At 43.0% G+C, this 24,419-nt stretch carries 21 protein-coding genes and 1 other annotated feature; of the genes, 20 read left to right on the forward strand and 1 reads right to left on the reverse strand.

Features of this window, described 5'->3' with window-relative positions; all coding sequences use genetic code 11:
* Nucleotides 1–23: 23 nt before the first annotated feature.
* From ACIFOD_RS09635 to pyrE, 15 genes are all read left to right on the forward strand, one after another.
* Nucleotides 24–539, forward strand: coding sequence for a DivIVA domain-containing protein (locus ACIFOD_RS09635; protein ID WP_113968286.1), 516 nt, complete (start codon nt 24–26; stop codon nt 537–539).
* A 50-nt stretch (nt 540–589) separates the two neighbouring features.
* Nucleotides 590–827 (forward strand) — a binding site (T-box leader).
* Nucleotides 828–933: 106 nt separating this feature from the next.
* Complete coding sequence (ileS, locus tag ACIFOD_RS09640; RefSeq protein WP_430314439.1) at nt 934–3,705, forward strand: isoleucine--tRNA ligase; 2,772 nt, start codon at nt 934–936, stop codon at nt 3,703–3,705.
* A gap of 132 nt (nt 3,706–3,837) precedes the next feature.
* Nucleotides 3,838–4,119 carry a hypothetical protein gene (locus tag ACIFOD_RS09645; RefSeq protein ID WP_397551752.1) on the forward strand — a complete coding sequence of 94 codons (282 nt, stop codon included), beginning with the start codon at nt 3,838–3,840 and terminating at the stop codon, nt 4,117–4,119.
* A gap of 108 nt (nt 4,120–4,227) precedes the next feature.
* The gene (gene lspA, locus ACIFOD_RS09650) at nt 4,228–4,746 is read left to right on the forward strand and encodes a signal peptidase II (RefSeq protein WP_148968679.1); all 519 of its coding nucleotides are present in this window, start codon (nt 4,228–4,230) and stop codon (nt 4,744–4,746) included.
* Entirely contained in the window at nt 4,694–5,605 is a 912-nt protein-coding gene (locus ACIFOD_RS09655) for an RluA family pseudouridine synthase (protein WP_397551751.1), read from the forward strand. Before lspA ends, ACIFOD_RS09655 begins: the two co-directional genes overlap by 53 nt.
* 186 nt (nt 5,606–5,791) lie before the next feature.
* The gene (gene pyrR / locus ACIFOD_RS09660) at nt 5,792–6,337 is read left to right on the forward strand and encodes a bifunctional pyr operon transcriptional regulator/uracil phosphoribosyltransferase PyrR (RefSeq protein ID WP_113968281.1); all 546 of its coding nucleotides are present in this window, start codon (nt 5,792–5,794) and stop codon (nt 6,335–6,337) included.
* A gap of 148 nt (nt 6,338–6,485) precedes the next feature.
* Nucleotides 6,486–7,814 carry a uracil-xanthine permease family protein gene (locus tag ACIFOD_RS09665; protein ID WP_428973834.1) on the forward strand — a complete coding sequence of 443 codons (1,329 nt, stop codon included), beginning with the start codon at nt 6,486–6,488 and terminating at the stop codon, nt 7,812–7,814.
* 162 nt (nt 7,815–7,976) lie between these two features.
* Nucleotides 7,977–8,855 carry an aspartate carbamoyltransferase catalytic subunit gene (locus ACIFOD_RS09670; RefSeq protein ID WP_430314440.1) on the forward strand — a complete coding sequence of 293 codons (879 nt, stop codon included), beginning with the start codon at nt 7,977–7,979 and terminating at the stop codon, nt 8,853–8,855.
* 16 nt (nt 8,856–8,871) lie between these two features.
* Nucleotides 8,872–10,158 (forward strand): dihydroorotase, encoded by a 1,287-nt coding sequence (locus ACIFOD_RS09675; RefSeq protein WP_430314441.1) that lies wholly within the window; start codon nt 8,872–8,874, stop codon nt 10,156–10,158.
* A complete protein-coding gene (locus ACIFOD_RS09680) occupies nt 10,155–11,246 on the forward strand; it encodes a carbamoyl phosphate synthase small subunit (protein ID WP_430314442.1) in 1,092 nt (363 codons plus the stop codon). The genes ACIFOD_RS09675 and ACIFOD_RS09680 overlap by 4 nt, the downstream gene beginning before the upstream one ends.
* Nucleotides 11,239–14,451 (forward strand): carbamoyl-phosphate synthase large subunit, encoded by a 3,213-nt coding sequence (gene carB, locus ACIFOD_RS09685; protein WP_430314443.1) that lies wholly within the window; start codon nt 11,239–11,241, stop codon nt 14,449–14,451. Before ACIFOD_RS09680 ends, carB begins: the two co-directional genes overlap by 8 nt.
* A complete protein-coding gene (locus ACIFOD_RS09690) occupies nt 14,448–15,221 on the forward strand; it encodes a dihydroorotate dehydrogenase electron transfer subunit (RefSeq protein WP_430314444.1) in 774 nt (257 codons plus the stop codon). Before carB ends, ACIFOD_RS09690 begins: the two co-directional genes overlap by 4 nt.
* Nucleotides 15,218–16,159, forward strand: coding sequence for a dihydroorotate dehydrogenase (locus tag ACIFOD_RS09695; RefSeq protein ID WP_430314445.1), 942 nt, complete (start codon nt 15,218–15,220; stop codon nt 16,157–16,159). Before ACIFOD_RS09690 ends, ACIFOD_RS09695 begins: the two co-directional genes overlap by 4 nt.
* The gene (gene pyrF / locus ACIFOD_RS09700) at nt 16,131–16,838 is read left to right on the forward strand and encodes an orotidine-5'-phosphate decarboxylase (RefSeq protein WP_430314446.1); all 708 of its coding nucleotides are present in this window, start codon (nt 16,131–16,133) and stop codon (nt 16,836–16,838) included. Before ACIFOD_RS09695 ends, pyrF begins: the two co-directional genes overlap by 29 nt.
* Nucleotides 16,839–17,462 carry an orotate phosphoribosyltransferase gene (gene pyrE, locus ACIFOD_RS09705; protein ID WP_430314447.1) on the forward strand — a complete coding sequence of 208 codons (624 nt, stop codon included), beginning with the start codon at nt 16,839–16,841 and terminating at the stop codon, nt 17,460–17,462. It begins immediately after the preceding gene.
* Nucleotides 17,463–17,573: 111 nt separating this feature from the next.
* On the opposite strand, the gene ACIFOD_RS09710 is transcribed toward pyrE, so the two are convergent.
* Nucleotides 17,574–19,277, reverse strand: a complete 1,704-nt coding sequence (locus ACIFOD_RS09710) for an Rqc2 family fibronectin-binding protein (protein WP_430314448.1) — start codon at nt 19,275–19,277, stop codon at nt 17,574–17,576.
* A gap of 212 nt (nt 19,278–19,489) precedes the next feature.
* On the opposite strand from ACIFOD_RS09710, the gene ACIFOD_RS09715 reads away from it, so the two are divergent.
* The 5 genes from ACIFOD_RS09715 to rpoZ all read left to right on the forward strand — a co-directional run bounded on the left by ACIFOD_RS09715 (nt 19,490) and on the right by rpoZ (nt 24,338).
* Nucleotides 19,490–22,171 carry a cation-translocating P-type ATPase gene (locus tag ACIFOD_RS09715; RefSeq protein WP_430314449.1) on the forward strand — a complete coding sequence of 894 codons (2,682 nt, stop codon included), beginning with the start codon at nt 19,490–19,492 and terminating at the stop codon, nt 22,169–22,171.
* A gap of 125 nt (nt 22,172–22,296) precedes the next feature.
* Nucleotides 22,297–23,172: a YicC/YloC family endoribonuclease gene (locus tag ACIFOD_RS09720; protein WP_430314692.1), complete on the forward strand. Its 876-nt coding sequence runs from the start codon at nt 22,297–22,299 to the stop codon at nt 23,170–23,172.
* 56 nt (nt 23,173–23,228) lie between these two features.
* Nucleotides 23,229–23,501 (forward strand): extracellular matrix/biofilm regulator RemA, encoded by a 273-nt coding sequence (gene remA, locus ACIFOD_RS09725; protein WP_044337446.1) that lies wholly within the window; start codon nt 23,229–23,231, stop codon nt 23,499–23,501.
* Entirely contained in the window at nt 23,502–24,116 is a 615-nt protein-coding gene (gene gmk, locus ACIFOD_RS09730) for a guanylate kinase (protein WP_148968692.1), read from the forward strand. It abuts the gene before it with no gap.
* A complete protein-coding gene (gene rpoZ, locus ACIFOD_RS09735; protein WP_113968268.1) occupies nt 24,117–24,338 on the forward strand; it encodes a DNA-directed RNA polymerase subunit omega in 222 nt (73 codons plus the stop codon).
* The last annotated feature ends 81 nt before the right edge of the window (nt 24,339–24,419 follow it).

A 24,419-nucleotide genomic window follows, 5' to 3' on the forward strand; every position in this document is an offset into this window, starting at 1 on the left:
ACCAAGTACTGGAGGTGGCTCCCATGCCTTTAACGCCATTAGACATACATAATAAAGAATTTAGTCGTGGCTTTCGTGGTTATGATGAGGACGAGGTTAATGAATTTTTAGATCAAATTATTAAGGATTATGAAATTCTTATCCGCGAGAAGAAGGAAACGGAAGAACGTTTAAACTCCTTGAATGAACGTTTAGGTCATTTTACAAACATCGAGGAAACGTTAAACAAGTCAATCGTCATTGCTCAAGAAGCAGGGGAAGAAGTTAAGCGTAATGCAATGAAAGAATCGAAGCTGATCATTAAGGAAGCCGAGAAGAATGCTGATCGCATCGTTAACGAATCATTATCTAAAGCCCGTAAGATTGCCATCGAGATTGAAGAGCTCAAGAAGCAATCAAAGGTGTTCCGAACACGTTTCAAAATGTTAATCGAAGCCCAGCTTGATTTACTGGATACAAATGACTGGGATCAATTAATGGAATTAGATCTGGACGCAACAGATTTAAAAACTTTAAAAGAAGAAGAGACATTGTCTTGACGAAAAGCGCAATACTTTCATATAATTGAACAACAATCTAAATTGCCATATTGAAGGCTAAGACAGGGACAGTACGTTTCTTATGATATTTCCTTTCTAGCGAGTCGGGGACGGTGTAAGCCCGACAAGGAACAAAGGTACGGAAGATCACCCTCGAGCTCTACTCATGAAATCCACTTTTGGAGAGTAATGAATAGCGTCTTGTTCACGTTACGAATCAATACGAGTGAAGATCGATTTAGATCTTTATGAGGGTGGTACCGCGGGAAAAGCTTTCTCGTCCCTTTCCAGGGATGAGGAAGCTTTTTTTTGTTTCCAAAAGGGATAGCCTGATTAAGAATTGCAGGTTTTAGAAAAGATGGCAATTAAGAGAAACGTTTAGGAGGAAGATTTCATGGAGTATAAAGATACATTATTAATGCCCAAGACGGAATTTCCAATGAGAGGAAATTTACCGAAACGCGAACCGGATACACAGAAGAAATGGGAAGACATGAATATTTACCAAAAAGTGCAAGAGAGAACGAGTGATCGTCCTTTATTTGTTCTTCACGATGGACCTCCATACGCCAATGGAAATATTCATATGGGTCATGCATTAAATAAAATTCTTAAAGACTTTATCGTCCGCTATAAATCCATGAGCGGATTTCATGCACCCTATGTTCCAGGCTGGGACACTCATGGTTTACCGATAGAGCAGGCGTTAACGAATAAAGGCGTGAAGCGTAAAGAAATGACTATCGCAGAGTTCCGTAAATTGTGTGAGGAATATGCTTATGAGCAAGTTGATAACCAACGCACTCAGTTCAAACAATTAGGGGTACGTGGTGATTGGGATAATCCATATATTACTTTAAAGCCTGAGTACGAAGCTCAACAGATTAAAGTATTCGGTGATATGGCGAAGAAAGGATATATCTATAAAGGTAAAAAGCCAGTGTACTGGTCCCCTTCAAGTGAATCAGCCTTAGCAGAAGCAGAGATCGAGTATCAGGATAAGCGCTCTCCTTCCATCTACGTTGGTTTCGCTGTTACAGAAGGTAAGGGTGTTCTTGAAGAAGGGACTCAATTAGTCATCTGGACGACAACTCCTTGGACGATTCCTGCCAACCTGGGAATTGCCGTGCATGAAGATCTAAGCTATGTCGTTGTCAATGTGAAAGAAAGCAGCTATGTAGTGGCAGAGGATTTATTGGAAGAAGTTGCGAAGAATCTGGAATGGGAAGATTACTCAGTATCCAAAAAGCTTAAAGGTGCGGAGCTTGAACATATGGTGGCAAAACATCCATTATATGATCGGGATTCCCTTGTTGTTCTTGGGGACCATGTTACGACTGATTCTGGTACTGGATGTGTTCATACCGCCCCAGGACACGGGGAAGATGACTTCCTGGTAGGAAAGAAATATGGTTTGGATGTGTTATGTCCCGTAGACGATAAAGGAGTCATGACCTCAGAAGCACCTGGATTTGAAGGCTTGTTCTATGATAAAGCCAATAAACCGATTACCGAAAAGTTACAGGAAACAGGAGCATTGTTAAAGCTTAACTTTATCACTCACTCCTATCCACATGATTGGCGTACGAAAAAGCCTGTTATCTTTAGAGCGACGGCACAATGGTTTGCATCAATCGATAAATTCCGTAAAGAACTGCTGGAAGCTGTTAATGAAACAAAATGGGTACCTGCTTGGGGGGAAACACGCCTGTACAATATGGTCAGAGACCGTGGAGACTGGTGTATTTCAAGACAGCGGGCATGGGGAGTTCCAATCCCGGTATTCTATGCGGAAAATGGCCAGGAGATCATTTCAGATGAAACCATTGAGCATGTATCTAAGCTTTTCCGTGAATACGGTTCAAACATCTGGTTTGAAAAAGAAGCGAAGGATCTTCTGCCTGAAGGATTCACCCATGAAGGAAGTCCTAATGGGAAGTTCACAAAAGAACAGGACATCATGGATGTCTGGTTTGACTCAGGTTCTTCACATCAAGCCGTACTTGAAGAAAGAGATGACCTTGAGCGTCCTGCAGACCTTTATTTAGAGGGCTCTGACCAATATCGCGGATGGTTTAACTCTTCCTTGACTACAAGTGTAGCTGTGACGGGGAAAGCTCCATATAAAGGCGTGTTAAGTCATGGATTTGCTCTTGATGGCGACGGAAGAAAAATGAGTAAATCATTAGGGAACGTAGTCGTTCCTGAAAAAGTGATGAAGCAGCTTGGAGCCGATATCCTTCGCCTTTGGGTTGCATCGGTTGATTATCAATCGGATGTTCGTGTATCAGATCCGATCTTGAAGCAAGTGGCTGAAGTGTATCGTAAAATCCGTAATACGTACCGTTTCTTATTAGGAAACCTTTCTGACTTTGATCCAAGTACCGATGCAGTATCCTTCGATCAATTAAGAGAAGTGGATCAATTCATGCTTGTGAAGCTGAATGATCTTGTGAAAAATGTGAGAAATTCATACGACAAATATGAGTTTGCAAGCATCTATCACGCGGTAAATAATTTCTGTACGTTGGATTTAAGTTCATTCTATCTAGACTTTGCGAAGGATGTTCTATATATCGAGTCAGAAAATCATTTCGAGCGTCGAGCCATTCAAACTGTGTTATATGAATCCCTGGTTGCTCTTACGAAACTGATGTCTCCAATCCTTTCTCATACAGCTGATGAAGTGTGGGCATATATCCCTGGAGTAGAGGGAGAAAGTGTTCAACTGACTGATATGCCTGAAGTGCAAGAGTTGAAAAATGCTGATGAGTTGAAGAAGAAATGGAATGCATTCCTGGAGCTAAGAGATGATGTGTTAAAGGGACTCGAAGAAGCTCGTAATCAGAAGATGATCGGGAAATCATTAACGGCTAAAGTGACCCTGTACGTGAATGATGAAACGAAAGCTTTACTCGGTTCCATTAAGGAAGACTTAAAACAATTGTTCATCGTGTCCGCCTTTGAAATCGGTGGAGCAGTGAACGCTGCACCAGAACATGCATTAAGTCTTGGTGAAAACAATATTGTCGTCGAAAAAGCCGAAGGTGAAACATGTGACCGCTGTTGGGTTGTCACAACCACAGTAGGCGAGGATAAGGATCATCCTACGCTTTGCACACGCTGTGCATCAGTAGTGAAAGAAAGCTATTCTCACCTGTCATAATACCAAAAGGCTGACCCGCATTTTATGTGAGTCAGCCTTTTTTATTTGTCTTTTTCTAATTCCAAAATTGCTATAACTTGCAACACAATTTTCAGGTGTGTTTCCCCCATACTATAAATGGAGGGATCAAAGATGACATATGACCGATACACATCCATTGTTCAAGAGCTGGCAACATCCTTGCAAGAGCTAGAGGCAAGTAGATCTCAACATCCTTTAATTCAGCAATATATTGATGATGAAATTACCGAAGTGAAACAAGCCTTAAATCGTGTTAGAGATAATCAATACGGCTATTGTGAAATGAGCGGAGAGGAAATCCCCTTTGATTTCATAAAGATGAACCCGACCTGCACAACGCTTCATGGTGCATTGGAATGGAGACGATTTGGAAAGATTTCATCTTATTCCTGAGAAATTAAGCGCGGGTTTCATCGTTCTCATTTAGTTTAAGTGTCTTTATTTCCCCTTTTATGCTAAAATGCAAAGGTAATCATTTTACGATGTTCGGAGGTTGCCTTTGTGTTTTATTATTTATTGGCTTTGGTTGTGATTGGACTCGATCAATTAACAAAATGGTTGGTTGTGAAACGAATGACAGAAGGAGAAAGTATAAAGATTATAGACAATTTTTTATATCTTACTTCTCATCGAAATCAAGGTGCAGCATGGGGAATACTTCAAGGGCAAATGTGGTTTTTTTACATTATTACAGTAGTAGTGATTGTAGGTATCGTGTATTATATGCAAGTCCATGCAAAAGGACATTCTTTATTCAGTCTAAGTTTAGCCTTTATGCTTGGTGGAGCTATTGGAAACTTTATTGACCGTGTCTTTCGAAAAGAAGTGGTTGATTTCTTAAATACATACATCTTTTCCTATGATTTTCCGATCTTTAATATTGCCGATGCAGCATTAACCATTGGAGTAGCATTGTTACTAATTTACATGTATTTAGACGAACGAAAAGCAAAGAAGGAGAACAAAAATGGAAGTAATTCAGCACAACATACAGCAGGAAGACCAGGGAGAACGAATTGATAAAGTCGTAAGTCAGTTGAACAAGGAATGGTCCCGTTCACAGGTTCAACAATGGATAAAAGAAGGTCATGTTAAAGTGAATGGTGAGGCAGTCAAACCTAATTTTAAATGTCCTGCCGAAGCAGTCATCGAGGTTTCGATCCCGGAACCCGAAGAGCTGGATGTAGAGCCCGAAGACCTTAATCTTGACATTGCCTATGAAGATGGGGATGTCATCGTTGTAAACAAGCCAAAGGGGATGGTCGTTCACCCTGCACCTGGGCATTATTCAGGGACGATGGTGAATGGATTGATGTATCATTGTAAGGATCTGTCAGGCATTAATGGAGTTCTAAGACCGGGGATAGTCCACCGTATAGATAAGGACACTTCCGGCTTACTGATGGTGGCGAAAAATGACATGGCTCACGAGCATTTGGTAAATCAGCTTGTTCAAAAGTCCGTTACAAGAAAATATACAGCCATCGTGCATGGCCTCATTCCCCACGAATATGGCACCATTGATGCTCCGATCGGAAGAGACCCTAAAGATCGTCAAAGTATGGCTGTAGTGGATAACGGCAAACAAGCGGTGACACATTTCAGAGTGCTGGATCGCTATAAAGATTTCACATTAGTCGAATGTGAATTGGAGACGGGTCGAACGCATCAAATCCGTGTGCACATGAAGTATATCGGCTTCCCGCTTGCCGGGGATCCAAAGTATGGACCACGTAAGACATTGAGCATAGAAGGTCAGGCCCTTCATGCTGGAGTATTAGGTTTTATCCATCCTAGAACAGAAGAATATATAGAATTCCACGCGGAGTTACCGCCAGAGTTCACTAAACTTGTGAAGCATCTTGAAAATAATCGTTGACATATTTCGACTGAACCTTTATGATTTAGTTAATTGAATAAGTACCTTTAATGCGGTCCCGTGAGGCTGAGAAGGAGCATGTACCACCAAATCATTTTGGTGTGCAATCAGTTTATAATGATAAGTGTGCCCTCTCATCCATACGGTGAGAGGGATTTTTTATTTTAAAGAAACGAGGTGGCGTAAATGACTAAAAAAGCTACGGTTCTGGATCAACCCGCCATTCGAAGGGCGCTGACAAGAATAGCCCATGAAATCATCGAGCGTAACAAAGGGATTGAAGATTGTATTCTGGTTGGAATCAAAACAAGAGGTATTTACATCGCTAACCGATTAGCGGAGCGAATTCATGATATAGAAGGTGAGCAAATTCCTGTAGGGGAAATAGACATCACCCTATACCGGGATGACTTATCAAAGAAAACAGAGGATCATGAACCAGAGGTCAAAGGTTCTGACCTGCCTGTGGATATTACGAACAAGAAAGTCATCCTGGTCGACGATGTATTATTTACAGGAAGAACGGTCCGGGCAGGTTTGGACGCCTTAATGGATCTTGGACGACCAAGTCAAATCCAACTTGCTGTCCTGGTTGACCGGGGACATAGAGAATTACCGATAAGGGCAGACTTTGTCGGAAAAAATATTCCTACATCAAGCTCCGAAAAAATCATGGTTGCCTTAACAGAGGTCGATCAGGAAGACATCGTTGCAATTCACGAAAAAGAATAACGTAAGTCCTTTTAAGAGTGGTCCCGTGAGGCTGACAAAGGATGGGAATGAAGGTAGTAATAGGCCTTCTTGTACCCTCTTTGTGCCCTCTTTAGGAAAAAGAGGGTTTTTTTATGGGGAAATTTGGGTATTAGAGGAGGAAACATAAATGAATCAAAATCATCAAGTTGTGTTAGATGTAGAAGAAGTACCGAAGTTAGGAAAATGGATCACATTGAGTATACAGCATCTATTCGCCATGTTTGGGGCTACGGTATTAGTTCCATTCCTGGTAGGGTTAAGCCCCGGGGTTGCCCTTGTCTCAAGTGGATTAGGAACACTTGCTTACCTATTGATCACAAGGGGAAGAATCCCTGCATATTTAGGATCATCCTTCGCATTCATCGCACCTATCTTAGCTGCAAAGAGCTTTGGAGGTCCTGAGGCGGCCATGATGGGAAGCTTCCTTGCCGGGATCGTTTACGGAATCGTAGCATTGCTCATTTCAAAGCTGGGGCTGAAATGGCTTGTGCGGATTCTTCCGCCGATCGTTGTAGGACCTGTGATTATGGTTATTGGATTAGGACTGGCAGGAACGGCTGTTAATATGGCCATGTATGAAAATCCCGGAGCAGAAGAATTGGTTTACAGCAACACACACTTCATGGTAGCTCTTGCCACTCTGGGCATTACCGTGATCTGCTCGATATACTTTAAAGGCTTTCTCGGAATGGTGCCGATTTTAGCCGGAATCGTTGGTGGGTATACCATAGCGGCTTTTGCGGGATTAGTGAACTTTCAACAAGTGTTGGATGCTCCGCTCCTTCAAATGCCGGACTTCTTTATCCCATTCGTTGACTACACGCCAAGCTTCTCTTGGGAAATCGTGTCCATCATGGTACCTGTTGCCCTCGTAACCTTGGCAGAGCATACAGGAGACCAGATGGTTCTAAGTAAAGTAGTAGGACGAAACTTCATTGAAAAACCAGGTCTTCACCGCTCGATTCTTGGGGATGGGGTAGCAACTGTGATTGCATCCTTCCTCGGTGGACCACCTAATACGACGTATGGTGAAAACATTGGAGTATTAGCCATAACACGAGTGTTCAGTGTTTTCGTCATCGGAGGAGCCGCGGTTCTTGCCATCATGTTCGGGTTTATCGGGAAGATAACAGCCTTGATCGGGTCGATTCCATCAGCCGTCATGGGTGGGGTGTCCATCCTTCTGTTCGGAATCATCGCCTCTAGCGGCCTGCGCATGCTGATTGATAACAAAGTAGACTTAGGAAACAAGCGGAACCTGGTGATTTCCTCAGTGATCCTGGTGATCGGGGTAGGAGGGGCATTCGTGAAGGTCAACGAGCAGGTATCCTTATCCGGAATGGCTCTTGCAGCGATTGTCGGAGTTCTCCTTAACCTTGTCTTACCAGGCAGAGAAGAAAGCGAAGGGGAAAACAACTTATTCGAAGAAGAAAATGCTAAGCATGATGTTGCATAGAAGCACCTTTTAACATGGTCCAGAGAGTCTAAGAAGGGTGAATTTGAACAAGACAGGCACGTGGGAATTTTCGCACTGTCCCTGTTGGTATGTTCAAAAACACCCTGTCAGAAAGTTGGCAGGGTGTTTTTTTGAAAGAAGAGAAGAAAGGGTTGTCCCATGATGAAGAACTTGTTGACAATGAATGATTTATCGAAAAAGGAAATCATTGAAATATTAGATGCAGCTGAACGCTTTAAAGGGGGAGAAACGTGGAAGGAAGGCTCCAATAAATATGTCGCCAATCTTTTCTTCGAGGCAAGTACACGTACGAAATGCAGTTTTGAAATGGCGGAAAGGAAACTTGGGATCGAGGTCATTCCATTTGAAGCCCAGACCTCAAGTGTTCAAAAGGGAGAAAGCTTGTACGACACGGTGAAAACATTAGAAAGCATCGGGGTCGAAACCGTAGTCATCCGGCACTCCCTTGAACGGTATTTCGATGAACTGGCACCACTTAACATAAGCGTCATCAACGGAGGCGATGGATGTGGTAATCATCCTACCCAATGCCTTTTGGACCTGCTGACCATTCGTCAGGAATTTGGAGGGTTTGAAGGATTGAAGGTATCGATCATTGGTGACATCGCCCATAGCCGGGTGGCAAGATCCAATGCAGAAGCGTTAACAAAGCTGGGAGCAGAAGTGATGTTCTCTGGACCAAAGGAATGGTTCCCATCAAAGGATCGACATCAATATAGGCCGATAGATGAATGTATATCAGATTCCGATGTGGTCATGTTACTGAGAATTCAACATGAACGACACGATAGTACATCAAGCTTAACGAAAGAGGAATATCATGAAAGCTTTGGCTTGACGGAAAATCGAAAAGCACGAATGAAACCAACCGGTATCATTCTTCATCCTGCACCGGTCAATCGTGGAGTTGAAATGGCAGATTCATTGGTGGAATGTGATCAATCAAGAATCTTTAAGCAGATGGAAAATGGAGTATTCATCAGAATGGCTGTTTTAAAGAGAGCACTTGAAATCAACTAACTAGGGGGAATTTGAAATGAATTGGTTAATCCGAAATGCACGTATTCTAGCAAAGAATGGTGATCTTGAGATAGTGGATGTGAAGGTGGAGAATCAGAAAATCATCGAGATGGGAACAGACCTCAAACGTACCGACCACCAGGAATTTCAAGCAGATGGATTATTGATTTCCCCAGGATTTGTTGATCTTCATGTCCATTTAAGGGAACCGGGGGGCGAACACAAAGAAACGATCGAAACGGGCACAAAAGCTGCTGCGAAGGGTGGTTTCACGACCATCGCTGCAATGCCTAATACAAGACCCGTACCTGACTCAGTAGAAAATCTGCAAGCCCTTAACCAGAAAATCTCTGAAACAGCCAGTGTCCGCGTTTTACCGTATGCCGCCATCACAGAGAGACAAATGGGGAAAACGCTTAATGACTTACCTGCCTTAAAGGGAAATGGGGCATTTGCATTCACAGATGACGGGGTAGGGGTGCAATCGGCAGGGATGATGTTTGAAGCCATGAAGAAGGCAGCCGGCATCAATGCATCCATAGTGGCCCACTGTGAAGAGAATACCTTGATTTATGGAGGAGCGGTCCATGATGGATCATTCTCCAAAGAGCATAACCTGAATGGAATACCTTCCATCTGTGAAGCCGTACATATATCCCGGGATGTGCTGCTGGCAGAAGCAGCAGGCGTACATTATCACGTATGTCATATATCAACGAAAGAGTCGGTAAGAGTGGTACGCGATGCTAAAAAGGCCGGGATCAATGTGACAGCTGAAGTAACACCACACCATCTTCTCTTATGCGAAGAAGATATTCCGGGACTTGATCCGAATTTCAAAATGAACCCGCCTCTTAGAAGCAAAGAAGATCAGCGAGCGTTAATAGAAGGGTTGCTAGATGGCACCATCGACTTTATCGCGACGGATCATGCACCTCATACAGAAGCAGAGAAATCAGAAGGGATGCAGCTTGCTCCTTTCGGAATTGTTGGATTGGAAACAGCCTTTCCGTTACTCTACACACACTTTGTAGAAAAGGGAATCTTCACATTAAAGCAGCTAGTTGATTGGATGACGATTAAACCAAGCACAGCCTTTAATCTTCCGTTTGGACTACTAGAAGTAGGAGGAGAAGCTGATTTTACGCTTATAGATTTAAATGAAAAAAAAGGGATTGACCCAGCTGAATTTTTATCAAAAGGAAAAAACACTCCATTTAAAGAATGGGAGTGCAGAGGCTTTCCGAAAGCTACTTTTTATCAGGGATCTCTTGTATGGAATGAAGGAGGAAACAAACAATGAAAAGACAACTCATTTTAGACGATGGAACGGTATTCGTAGGAGAAGGCTTTGGAGCGAACAAAGAAACGATTGGAGAAGTGGTTTTCAACACAAGTATGACAGGATATCAGGAAATTCTATCTGACCCATCTTACTGTGGACAGCTTGTCACTTTAACCTATCCTCTCGTAGGGAACTATGGAATCAATCGCGACGATTTTGAGTCCATCACTCCGGCAATCAAAGCGTTCATTGTGAGAGAAGTAGCAGATTTTCCTTCTAACTGGAGAAATGAATCAACATTGGATGAATTATTAAAAGTAAAAGAAATTCCAGGAATTTCAGATATCGATACAAGAAAATTAACAAGGATCATCAGACAGCATGGGGCAATGAAAGGCATCATTTGTTCAGCCGAGTTGGATCCAAAAGAAATGCTTGAAAAATTACATGATACTGCTCTAAGAACAGATCAAGTCATGCAGGTTTCGACGAAAACAGCATATGCCAGTCCGGGAAGAGGCTATCGTGTCGTGTTAATGGATTTTGGGATGAAGCACGGAATCCTGAGAGAATTAAACAAGCGTGATTGTGACGTGATTGTTGTTCCTTACCATACATCAGCGGAAGAGATTCGTCGCTTGCAGCCTGACGGGATCATGCTCTCAAATGGGCCGGGGGATCCGAAAGATGTACCGGAAGCGATAGAAACGATTAAAGAGCTCCTGGGAGAAATCCCACTCTTCGGAATTTGTTTAGGGCATCAATTATTTGCTCTCGCGTGTGGAGGGGACTCCTTCAAAATGAAATTTGGGCACAGAGGAGGCAACCATCCAGTAAAAGACTTGAAAACTGGAAAAGTGGCACTGACCTCCCAGAACCACGGCTATGCTGTAGATGAAAAGTCATTGTCAGGAACAAGACTTCAAGTTACTCACATGGCCATCAATGATGGAACAGTAGAAGGTCTAAAGCATTTAGACTTCCCTGCCTTCACGGTTCAGTATCACCCGGAAGCATCTCCTGGACCGGAGGATTCAAATTACTTATTCGATGATTTCTTACAACTAATGAAAGAAGAGAAAAGAAAGGAGCTTCAACATGCCTAAACGTACAGACATTAAAAGCATCTTAGTTATCGGGAGCGGACCCATCATCATAGGACAGGCGGCAGAATTCGATTACGCGGGGACTCAAGCGTGTATCGCCTTAAAAGAAGAAGGCTACCGTGTCATCCTCGTAAATTCAAACCCTGCTACGATTATGACCGACGCTGAAATGGCTGATAAAGTGTATATCGAACCACTGACACTGGAGTTTGTCAGTAGAATCATTCGTAAGGAACGTCCGGATGCGGTTCTTCCTACATTAGGTGGTCAAACGGGATTGAACCTGGCTGTTGAACTCGCTAAATCAGGAGTTTTAGAAGAGTGTGGAGTGGAAATTCTCGGAACGAAGCTTTCGGCAATCGAGAAGGCAGAAGATCGTGACTTATTTAGAAATTTGATGAATGAACTCGGAGAGCCTGTTCCAGAGAGCGATATCATCCGAACGGTGGATGAAGCGTTTCATTTCGTAGAAAGCGTCGGCTTTCCAGTAATCGTAAGACCTGCCTACACACTGGGCGGAACCGGCGGAGGGATCTGTCACAATGAAGAAGAATTAATCGAAATTGTAACCTCAGGCCTAAAGTACAGCCCGGTAACTCAATGTCTACTGGAAAAAAGTATCGCAGGTTTTAAAGAGATAGAATACGAGGTTATGAGAGATGCAGCCGATAACTCCATCGTAGTGTGTAATATGGAGAACATCGACCCCGTGGGAATCCATACGGGAGATTCAATCGTCGTAGCTCCAAGTCAAACCCTAAGTGACCGGGAGTATCAAATGCTCCGTAATACAAGCTTAAAGATCATCCGGGCATTAGGAATTGAAGGGGGCTGTAACGTCCAGCTCGCCCTTGATCCGGACAGCTTCCAGTATTACATCATCGAAGTGAATCCAAGGGTGAGCCGTTCCTCAGCACTTGCATCAAAAGCAACGGGATACCCAATTGCGAAGCTTGCAGCAAAAATTGCGGTAGGACTGACCCTGGATGAAATGATGAATCCTGTAACAGGTAAGACATATGCTGCATTCGAACCTGCACTGGACTATGTGGTAACGAAAATCCCAAGATGGCCGTTTGATAAATTTGAAGCTGCCAAGCGTAACCTCGGTACGCAAATGAAAGCAACCGGTGAAGTCATGGCGATTGGCCGAACGTTCGAAGAGTCACTTCTTAAAGCGATACGTTCCCTCGAAAGCAATACGTATCATATGGAGTTAAGTGATGCTGAACAATTTACAGACCAGTGGATCGAGAAGAGAATCCGCAAAGCAGGAGACGAACGACTCTTCTATATCGGGGAAGCACTTCGTAGAGGAGTGACGATTGAAACCATTCATGATTGGAGCAAAATCGATCTTTTCTTCCTGTATAAAATGAATAGAATCGTAAAATTCGAAAAGGAATTAACCTTACATCCCTTCAATCTTGAGCTGGGTCAAAAAGCAAAGCGAATGGGCTTTTCAGACATCACCCTTGCGAAGCTATGGAATAGTACGGAAGCAGAATTGTATAGCTGGAGAAAAGAAAATGAATTAACACCTGTCTATAAAATGGTAGATACATGTGCGGCTGAGTTTGAATCAGAAACTCCTTATTTCTATGGAACCTATGAGGATGAGAATGAATCCAAGGTCACATCAAGGGAGAGTGTCATCGTTCTTGGGTCAGGACCGATCAGGATCGGTCAGGGAGTAGAATTTGATTACGCGACCGTTCACTCTGTCTGGGCCATTAAAGAAGCAGGTTATGAAGCAATCATCGTGAATAACAATCCAGAAACGGTTTCGACTGACTTCAGTATCTCGGATAAGTTATACTTTGAACCTCTTACGGTAGAAGATGTCATGCACATCATCGATCTTGAAAAGCCTAAGGGAGTTGTCGTGCAGTTTGGTGGTCAAACCGCGATCAATCTGGCAGATGAGCTGGTGAGAAGAGGAGTCACGATTCTCGGTACATCCCTTGAAGATTTAGATCGTGCAGAAAACCGGGATAAATTCGAACACACTTTGAATGAACTAGGCATTCCTCAACCTGAAGGTAAGACAGCGGTATCTGTAGAAGGAGCCCTTTCCATTGCTGATAACATCGGATACCCTGTGCTGGTCAGACCGTCTTATGTCCTTGGTGGAAGAGCGATGGAAATTGTTTACCGTGAAGAAGAGCTTCTTCAATACATGAAGAACGCAGTAAAGATCAACCCGCAACATCCGGTTTTAATCGACCGCTACCTGATCGGGAAAGAAATTGAAGTGGATGCCATTTCAGACGGAGAAGATGTAGTCATACCTGGAATCATGGAGCATATCGAACGGGCTGGAGTTCACTCTGGAGATTCCATCGCGGTGTATCCTCCCCAACAATTGACACGGGAACAGAAACAAACCATTGTCGATTACACGACTCGACTCGCAAAAGGCCTAAACATTGTTGGGTTACTGAATATCCAGTATGTCATCTCGAAAGGCGAAGTATTTGTTCTGGAAGTGAATCCACGCTCCAGCCGTACAGTGCCATTCATCAGTAAAATCACGAATGTACCGATGGCGAATATTGCAACCAAGTCCATCCTTGGGATATCCCTGAAGGATCAAGGATATGAATCAGGATTAATACCTGAAAAACATGGTGTATATGTGAAGGTTCCTGTGTTCTCCTTTGCCAAGTTAAGACGGGTGGACATCACTTTAGGGCCTGAAATGAAATCAACAGGTGAAGTGATGGGGAAAGACCTTACACTTGAGAAAGCCCTCTACAAAGGAATGGTTGCAGCAGGAATGCAAATGAAAGAATATGGATCTGTACTCATGACCGTAGCAGATAAAGACAAAGACGAAGCGGTTCTCCTGGCGCAACGCTTTATCGATATCGGTTACCAAATCCTTGCAACAAAAGGTACGGCCGAGCATCTGTCAAAAGCCAATATTGCCGTACGCGAAGTGGATAAGATCGGATCCAGCGGACCAACCCTGTTGGATATCATCCAAAGTGGAGAAACACAGCTGGTCATCAATACCTTGACAAAAGGAAAACAACCTGCCCGGGACGGATTCAGAATTCGCAGGGAATCCGTAGAGAACGGTATCCCATGTCTTACCTCCCTGGACACAGCAGAAGCCATCCTGAGAGTGATTGAATCCATGACATTCTCAGCAGAGGCGCTTCCATCACAGCCGAAAACGAGAGAGGCGATTTTTCAATGATCGTAAATGAAAAGATGGTGGTGCTTTCTCATGAAAAAATCGCTGAAAACATCTTTGAATTAGTTCTACAAGGGGAATTGGTGAGGGAGATCAAGGCTCCTGGCCAATTTGTCCATATTAAAGTGGGAACAGGAATCGACCCTTTACTGAGGAGGCCGATTTCCATCGCCTCCCATAATCACGAAGAACTCACCATGACATTGATCTACCGAGCTGAAGGAAAAGGGACAACACTTCTTTCTCAAGCTAAAAATAGTGAAATAATAGATGTTTTAGGGCCTCTTGGAAATGGGTTCTCAGTGGAAAGTGACAGTAAGACCGCGTTGTTAGTAGGTGGAGGAATTGGAGTTCCTCCCCTTTACGGTCTTTCTAAAATGCTGGTGGAAAATGGCTGGACAGTGAAGCACATCCTCGGTTTTCAAACTGAATCCGTGAGTTTTTATGAAGACAGGTTCAGAGAATTGGGTGATACCTTTGTCGCCACAGTGGATGGAACCCTCGGAACTACGGGGTTTGTGACAGATGTTATTCGGGAAAAAGCACCGGCCTTTGACGTGTTTTATTCCTGTGGTCCTACACCGATGCTGAAAGCCCTTCAAACCCAATTGAGTGATAGACGCGGATTCATTTCTTTAGAAGAGCGCATGGGATGTGGAATTGGTGCTTGCTTCGCTTGTGTTTGCCACAAACAGGATGATCCACAAGGATCAAGCTACGTTAAGGTTTGCAGTGACGGACCTGTATTTCCAGTAGGGGTGGTGCTTTTATGAAATCATTACAAATCGAATTACCTGGATTATCATTGAGAAACCCGGTCATGCCGGCATCAGGCTGCTTTGGCTTCGGTCGCGAATACAGTCAGTTCTATGATTTAAGCGAGCTAGGGGCGATTATGATCAAAGCGACTACGGAAGAAGCGCGCTTTGGAAATCCGACTCCCCGGGTTGCAGAAACGAATGCAGGTATGCTGAACGCGATCGGGTTACAAAATCCCGGACTCACAGGTGTGATGGAAAACGAACTTCCTTGGCTTTCCCAGTACGATGTACCGATCATCGCTAATGTGGCGGGGTCTCAGATGGAGGATTATGTGGAGGTGGCAAGAGTCATCTCAACGGCAGAAAATGTTAAGGCCCTAGAATTGAATATCTCCTGTCCAAATGTAAAGACAGGGGGGATAGCCTTTGGTACCATTCCCGAAGTGGCAAAAGAATTGACCGAGAGAGTAAAAGAAGTCTCGCAGGTCCCACTTTATGTAAAGTTATCACCGAATGTCTCCAATATTGTCGAAATGGCTAAGGCTGTTGAAGCAGGGGGAGCAGACGGTCTTACGATGATCAATACACTCCTCGGGATGAGACTGGATAGGAAGACTGGAAAACCGATCCTGGCAAATAAAACCGGGGGACTATCCGGACCAGCCATTAAACCGGTCGCGATCCGCATGATTTATGAAGTAAGTCAACAGGTGGATCTTCCGATTATCGGAATGGGAGGCATACAAACTGCTGAAGATGTGATTGAATATTTTTACGCTGGGGCTAGTGCCATCGCCGTCGGGACAGCAAATTTCGTGGATCCATTCGTGTGTCAGCGTATTATAAATGATTTACCACCAATACTTGATGAACTGGGAGTGGACCATATATCCCAATTGACCGGAAGGAGCTGGGGGAAGCATGAATCAAAAGCCGTTTATAGCTCTTGATTTCCCAACGTGGGAGAAGACATCAATCTTCTTAGATCAATTTTCAGAGAGTTTAAATGTAAAAGTCGGTATGGAGCTATACCTTCAAAATGGACCGGTCATCATCGAAAAGATTTTAAATAAAAATCATCGTATTTTCCTGGACTTAAAGCTACATGACATTCCCAATACAGTTTACGGGGCTATGAAGGGACTTGCCGGGTTCGACCTGGACCTGATCAATGTGCATGCTGCAGGTGGCGGTATGATGATGGAAAAGGCGTTAGAAGGTTTACATGCCGGCACACCTGCTAATCATTCACGCACGACATTGATTGCCGTCACTCAGTTAACATCAACAACGGAAGAACAAATGCAGGAAGAGCAACTAATACCTAAAACGATCAATGAGTCTGTCTTAAATTATGCCAAACTGGCAAAAGTGGCGGGTCTTGATGGAGTGGTATGTTCTCCCCACGAATCCTCTCTGATAAAAGAACATTGTGGTGTAGATTTTATTCGTGTCACTCCGGGAATCAGGTTGGCAGATGATCAAAAAGGAGACCAAAAAAGAGTCACCACACCACGTATAGCAAAAGAAATGGGGTCTTCCTATATTGTCGTGGGAAGAAGTATTACTGGAGCAAGTAACCCGGTTGAAGCATATGAACGAATCGTACATGAATGGGAGGGACTCTGAATGAAACAGGAAATCGCCAAAAAACTATTAGACATCGAAGCCGTATTTTTAAACCCGTCGGAGCCATTTACATGGTCATCGGGAATAAAGTCCCCAATCTATTGTGATAATCGACTGACCTTATCTTACCCTGTAGTACGGGATGAAATCTCTACGGGTCTTGTTGAGATTATTAAAGAGCAGTTCCCGGATGTGGAAGTCATTGCAGGAACGGCAACAGCCGGAATTCCCCATGCTGCATGGGTAAGTGAAAAACTAAACCTGCCCATGTGTTATGTTCGCTCGAAAGCAAAAGCTCACGGAAAAGGAAAGCAGATTGAAGGGAAAGCTGCTCCTGGTCAAAAGGTGGTCGTGGTTGAAGACCTCATCTCGACAGGCGGCAGCTGTATCACGGCTGTAAAAGCCTTAAGAGAAGCGGGCTGTGACGTATTAGGGGTGGCTGCCATTTTCACCTACGAGTTAGAAAAAGGGAAAAGCATGCTGCAAGAACACGATATTATGGCGTATGCTCTATCCGATTACTCAAGCTTATTGGATGTAGCGCTTCAAAACTCGATCATTCGGGAAGAAGAACTGGAACAATTGAAGCTTTGGAGTGAAAATCCGGAGAAATGGGGCAGTTAAGGTCGAAAGCAACTCTTTAGTGAGTTGCTTTTCGTTTTTTATCGGGGTAAAACAAAAGCACTCCCACCCAAAGCCATTTCAGACTGAGTGAAAGTGCTTCATTATTAAATATCAATTCTTCAACGAACGGACCAAATCCAAATCAGGTGTCACATATACCGTTTGCTGTCCTTCATAAATGACAAAGCCCGGCTTGGCTCCTTTTGGTTTCTTTACCTGTTTGACTTCAGTGAAATCAACTGGCACGGAGCTTGATTCGCGTGCTTTACTAAAGTAAGCGGCAATTTTAGCTGCTTCCTTGATTGTTTGTTCAGAAGGATTCTGACTCTTGATTACAACGTGAGAGCCTGGAATATCTTTCGTATGAAGCCATATCTCTTCTTTCCCTGCAACTCTGTTGGTTAAATAATCATTTTGTTTGTTGTTTTTTCCGACCAATATTTGTGTGCCATCGCTGGAAGTGTAGGTTTCCAGAACTGGTTTTACATTGGCCTTTTTCTTTTTCATTTGCTTACGGACCCTCAGGTAGCCTTCTTCTTCCAGTTCTTCTCTGATTTCTTCAACGTCTTTTGTTGATGCCGATTCTAATTGTTGAAGTAATTGTTCTAAGTAGACAATCTCTTCGTCGGCTTTTTCAATTTGTTCATGAACGATTTTCACTGCATTCTTTGCTTTTTGATAGCGTGAAAAATAGTTTTGGGCATTTTTTGATGGGGATTTTTGCGGGTTGAGGGGGATCATAATACTTTCCCCGTTTTCATCATAATAATTTACCACGCTAACCTCAGTCATTCCTCGTTCTACCGCATATAAATTGGAAGTAAGGAGTTCACCAAGCAATTGATAACGATCCGCCTGCTGGGCATCCTCCAACGTTTTCTTTAATTTTTCAATTTTATTTACATTTTTATCCCGTTCGTTTCGGATGAATCGTTCCAAGTCGTTTCCTTGTTGCTTCACCCGGTCTCTTGCTGCCTTCTGATAGAAGAACCGGTCCAATAATTCACTTAACGAAGGAAACGTTTGTTTTTCCCCTTGCAAATGTTCCAGGTCCAGCCAGTAAAACGTTTCTTTCTCTCCGCTAATGAGGGTTGGTGTGGAGTCATTCGATTTTGCATGCTGAATCAATTTTATGAATGATTCAGCAATCGTAGACTGGTTACCGATTCCTGCACGGTGAACAACTTCTTTTGCATAAAGAGGTGAAATACCTGCAAAAGCTTGGACAATCTGCTTATCCAGTTTGCCGGAGTTAAAGTCCAGTGCTCTCAGAACGTCTTCACTGGTAGCAATAAGTGGATTTTTTTTATCTTGTTGTGGTGGTAAAACATACGTATGACCAGGCAAAACAGTACGGTGTGTATTCATACTTGGTGATATATGCTTGATGCTATCCAGAATCATATTTCGTTCTTTATCAACCAGAATGATGTTACTATGGCGGCCCATTACTTCGATGATCAATTGCTTGTATGATATATCGCCGATTTCATTTCTGCCTTTCACTTCAATTATTATCATCCGATCCAATTCAACCTGTTTGATCCCCTCTACAATATACCCTTCCAGATGCTTTCGCAGGAGCATACAGAACATGGGAGGGACAGAAGGATTTTCATAGTTTTCATTTGTGATTTGTACCCTTGAATAACTGGGGTGGGCGGATAATAGAACTTTGTGATTCTTTCCATTCGCCCGGATGATCATGATGATTTCATTTTTATAAGGTTGATGTATTTTGTTGATGCGTCCGTGCAATAAATTCTCGTTCAATTCTTTCGTCATGCTTCTAGTAAATAATCCATCAAATGACATATATAACATCCTTTGCTTTAAACGATTTCGGTGTATTTTAAATCTACCGGGCTTGATCTTGGTCTCTGTGTATCAAATGTAACCGATTTTACCCCTCTCACAGGTAAAATGCAAAACATACGTAAATCATATCATTTTTTAGGACGAGTCTGAATAAGAATGCTATGAGAAGGACAACTTTTCGTATCGTAGGAGGAGAGTGACATGGTTGCATGAAATTTCATGAGATGAGACAAGAGGACATAGAGCAGTCATTAAATACCAATTATCAAGAGGGTCTTTCAACAGATGACGTAGCAAACAGACGGAAGCAATTTGGGTACAATCAATTGGAGGAAGCTGAGAAGCAGTCAGCTTTGTTATTATTTTTCAGTCAATTTAAGGACTTTATGGTTCTTGTGTTATTGGCAGCCACACTCATTTCAGGATTACTGGGAGAATACATCGATGCGATTGCCATCATAGCCATTGTGTTAATAAACGGTTTTTTAGGTTTTTTTCAAGAGCGTAAAGCAGAGAGATCCCTGCATGCTTTAAAGGAACTTTCAGCACCTCAGGTTTCGGTGTTGAGAGATGGCAAGTGGATGAAAGTTGTTTCGAAAGAGGTCATTATCGGTGATATCATCCGCTTTGGAAGCGGGGATCGGATAGGGGCAGATGTGCGCCTCATTGAAACGAACAATCTGGAAATAGAGGAATCTGCTTTAACAGGGGAATCTGTACCTGTTACAAAATCGACGAACCCTGTCATTGGTGAAAACATGAGTCTTGGAGACTTAGAGAATATGGCTTTTATGGGGACGATGGTCACTAGGGGTAATGGTATTGGTGTGGTGACTTCGATCGGAATGAAGACAGCCATGGGACAAATCGCTGATATGATTCAAAAAGCTGAAACGATGATAACCCCACTTCAAAGAAAACTTGAAGAATTAGGAAAGATACTGATTTCCGTTGCCCTCGTGTTAACGGCATTGGTCGTAGGAATCGGTGTGATCCAAGGTCACGATATGTACACTATGTTCTTAGCTGGGGTTTCTTTGGCAGTTGCGGCCATTCCAGAAGGCTTACCTGCCATTGTAACCGTTGCCCTTTCCCTCGGCGTTCAGCGAATGATCAAGAAGAAAGCGATCGTCCGAAAGCTGCCCGCTGTTGAAACATTAGGCTGTGCATCGGTTATTTGCTCAGATAAAACAGGAACTTTGACTCAAAACAAAATGACGGTGACACATCTCTGGAGTGGGGGCAGAACGTGGACGGTAACGGGAACCGGGTATGAACCTGATGGGCAATTTTACAGCGGAGACCAGAGGGTCACTCCTCACAGTGAAAATGCTCTTCAACAATTATTAACCTTTGGTATGCTATGCAACCATGCGGAACTCGTAACACGTGAAGAAAACTTTGTAGTTGACGGGGATCCTACAGAAGGGGCTCTTCTAGTGGCGGGGTTGAAAGCTGGATTGAGCCGGGAATCTTTGCAGAAGAAATTTACGATAGTAAAAGAATTCCCCTTTGATTCTACTAGAAAGATGATGAGTATCATCGTTGTCGACCAAAACGGGAAACACTTCTCTGTAACGAAAGGTGCTCCCGACGTTTTAGTCGGAAAAAGCGAATCCATCTTGTGGGAAGGAAGGCTTCAATATAAATCAGCTGAAATAACCCAAAAAGTAGAAGAGGCAATCAGTGAAATGTCGTCCAATGCTCTTCGAAACATTGCGATTGCTTATAAACCCCTCAATGAAAGATCCATCGAAGGGATTGAAGAAAATGACATTGAAGAAGGGGTGACCTTCATTGGCTTACAAGGTATGATTGATCCTCCCAGACCTGAAGTGAAACAGGCAGTGAAAGAGTGTCGCGCAGCCGGTATTAAGACGGTGATGATTACTGGGGATCATATCTTAACGGCTAAAGCGATTGCCAAACAACTGGGAATCTTAAAAAACAAAGATCGCGTTCTGGATGGAAAAGCGTTGAATCAAATGGAAGTACATGAACTGGAAGAAATCGTGGAAGAGGTTTCGGTTTTTGCACGTGTTTCTCCTGAGCATAAATTAAAAATCGTCAAAGCCCTGCAAAACCGGGGACATGTGGTGGCGATGACCGGGGATGGAGTAAATGACGCTCCGGCCATAAAATCTTCGGATATTGGCGTAGCCATGGGAATTACCGGGACAGATGTAGCCAAGGAATCTTCCTCACTTGTCCTGTTGGATGATAACTTTGCAACGATTAAATCAGCAATCCAGGAAGGCAGAAACATCTATGAAAACATCAGAAAGTTTATTCGTTACCTGCTGGCATCGAATGTGGGGGAAATACTCGTCATGCTATTTGCCATGATCCTGGCCCTTCCACTTCCATTGGTGCCGATTCAGATTCTTTGGGTGAACCTTGTGACAGATGGACTTCCTGCCATGGCACTTGGTCTCGATAAGCCGGAAGATGATGTCATGAAGAGAAAACCAAGGCACCCAAAAGAAGGCGTGTTTGCCAGAGGATTAGGCTGGAAGGTAGTTTCAAGGGGCTTCTTAATCGGAGGTGTCACTCTACTTGCCTTCATGTTGTCGTATAAGACTCACCCCGATCACTTGGCGTATGCCCAAACCGTTGCCTTTGCTACATTGGTTATGGCGCAGCTCATTCATGTGTTTGACTGTCGAAGTGAAGTTTCTGTATTTTCAAGAAATCCCTTCGGAAACATGTATCTTGTGTGGTCCGTGCTATCTTCACTCGTATTGATGCTTCTCGTGATATACATCCCATCCTTGCAACCGATCTTCCATACAGTACCGATCGTGTTAAAGGACTGGTTCTTGATCATTGGTTTAAGCTCGGTTCCGACGTTTTTACTGGCAGGGTCATTTTTTGCAAGAAAAAAACAGTGAAATGTGGTATAATCCAAAAGGTAATAGAGAATAGCCTCTATTACCTTTTTTATATAGTGCTTAGTGCAAGCATGAAATCAGTTGATCTACATACGAATATCGTCAAAAGATTGGATGTGATCGTAATGGTTGTCAGTATGACAGGCTTTGGAAGAAGCAAAGTAGACTCTGAACAACATAATGTAACGGTTGAAATGAAATCCGTTAATCACAGGTTTAGTGAATGTTTCATAAGGATGCCCCGACAATTAATGAAACTTGAGGATAAAATTAAAAAACAAGTATCCCAGTCCGTTAAGAGAGGGAAAGTGGATATTTTCATCACCATTACCGGTGATGGCTTAGTACATAAAAATCTACATATTGACTGGAAGCTCATTCAAGATTATTATCAGTTAGTAAATAAAGTGAAAGAAACCTTCTCCCTAAAAGATGAATTGCAATTATCCCACCTCTTAAACCGGGAAGAATTTGTAATGATCGAAGAAATGGAAGAGGAAAACGAAGAGCTTGAGCAGTTGGTGTTAAAAGCTGTAGAACAAGCGGCGAATGACCTTAGACAAATGCGTGAAAAAGAAGGAGAACTCCTCAGGAAAGATTTTCTCACTCATCTCAATCATTTTGAGACCAAAATCGGTGAACTTACCGATCATGCCCCTGACGTTATCAATCAGTATAGAGAACGTTTAAGAAAAAGGATTCTTGAATACAATGAAACTTCCTTCGATGAAAGTCGTTTGCTTACTGAGGTTGCCATCTTTGCTGATAAATCGGATATTACCGAGGAACTGACGAGATTAGAAAGTCATATTCAGTACTTTCATTCCTCATTGACCGGTGAAGGACCTGTAGGCAGGAAGCTGGATTTCATGATCCAGGAAATGAACCGGGAAGTGAACACGATTGGTTCGAAAGCAAACGATTCCTTCATTGCCACGATTGTTGTGGAATTGAAATCAACACTGGAGAAGCTAAGGGAACAAGTGCAAAATGTAGAATAAGAAGTTTAGTTTCCTGTCATTCCGGCGAAACTAAACTATTGATTAGGAGGAGCGTTATGTCGATCAAGCTCATCAATATAGGATTTGGAAATATTGTTTCAGCTAACCGGATCATCTCAATTGTAAGTCCCGAATCAGCACCGATCAAACGCCTGATTCAAGATGCAAGAGACCGGGGAACGCTTGTTGATGCTACATACGGAAGAAGAACAAGGGCGGTTATTATTACGGATAGCGATCACGTTATTCTTTCAGCTGTTCAACCCGAAACCGTTGCTCATCGTTTAACTGATAAAGAGGATATAGTAGAAGAAGGGCAGGGTAAATAAATGAAAGAAAAAGGATTGCTGATCGTTCTTTCCGGACCTTCAGGTGTAGGAAAAGGAACCGTTCGTAAAGCGATTTTTTCCCAAGAAGATACAAAGTTTGAATATTCCATCTCCATGACCACTCGGAATCCCCGGGAAGGAGAAGTGGATGGTGTAGATTATTTCTTTAAATCAAGAGAAGAGTTTGAAGTGCTTATAGAGCAAGGAAAACTGCTGGAGTATGCAGAGTTCGTTGGAAACTATTATGGTACTCCTGTTGATTACGTTCGAGAAACACTTGATGCAGGAAGAGATGTTTTTCTTGAAATTGAAGTGCAAGGTGCACAGCAGGTCAGGGATAAATTCCCTGAAGGTTTATTTATTTTCCTGGCACCCCCTAGTCTTTCTGAACTTCAGAATCGCCTCGTAACAAGAGGAACCGAAACGGATGATTTGATCCAGGGTAGAATGAATACTGCAAGAAAAGAAATTGAAATGATGAATCTGTATGATTACATCGTTGAAAATGATCAAATTGAACATGCGGTTGGTAAGATTAAATCCATTGTTCAAGCAGAACACTGTAAACGGGAAAGAGTGCAACAACGATACTTAAATATGCTGGAGGTTGAATAAATGTTAAACCCATCCATTGATTCATTAATGAAGAAGATTGATTCTAAATATTCGTTAGTCAGTATTGCTGCTAAGAGAGCAAGAAACCTGCAAGATACCGGGGATTACCGCTTGAACCAATATGAGTCTCATAAGTTCGTAGGAAAAGCCCTTGAAGAAATTCAGGCGGGTCAATTATCTATGAAAGAAAGAGATGCCAAAGCGGTTTATGCTGATGAATAAGCATCATCATGCTTAATGAAAAACTCTAGGGGGGTTGACTCGAAAGATTTCATAATCTTTCGGGACAACCCTATTTTCTTT

Origin of the sequence: Rossellomorea sp. NRS-1567 (assembly GCF_050467885.1) — a bacterium.
GTDB classification, from domain to species: domain Bacteria; phylum Bacillota; class Bacilli; order Bacillales; family Bacillaceae_B; genus Rossellomorea; species Rossellomorea aquimaris_C.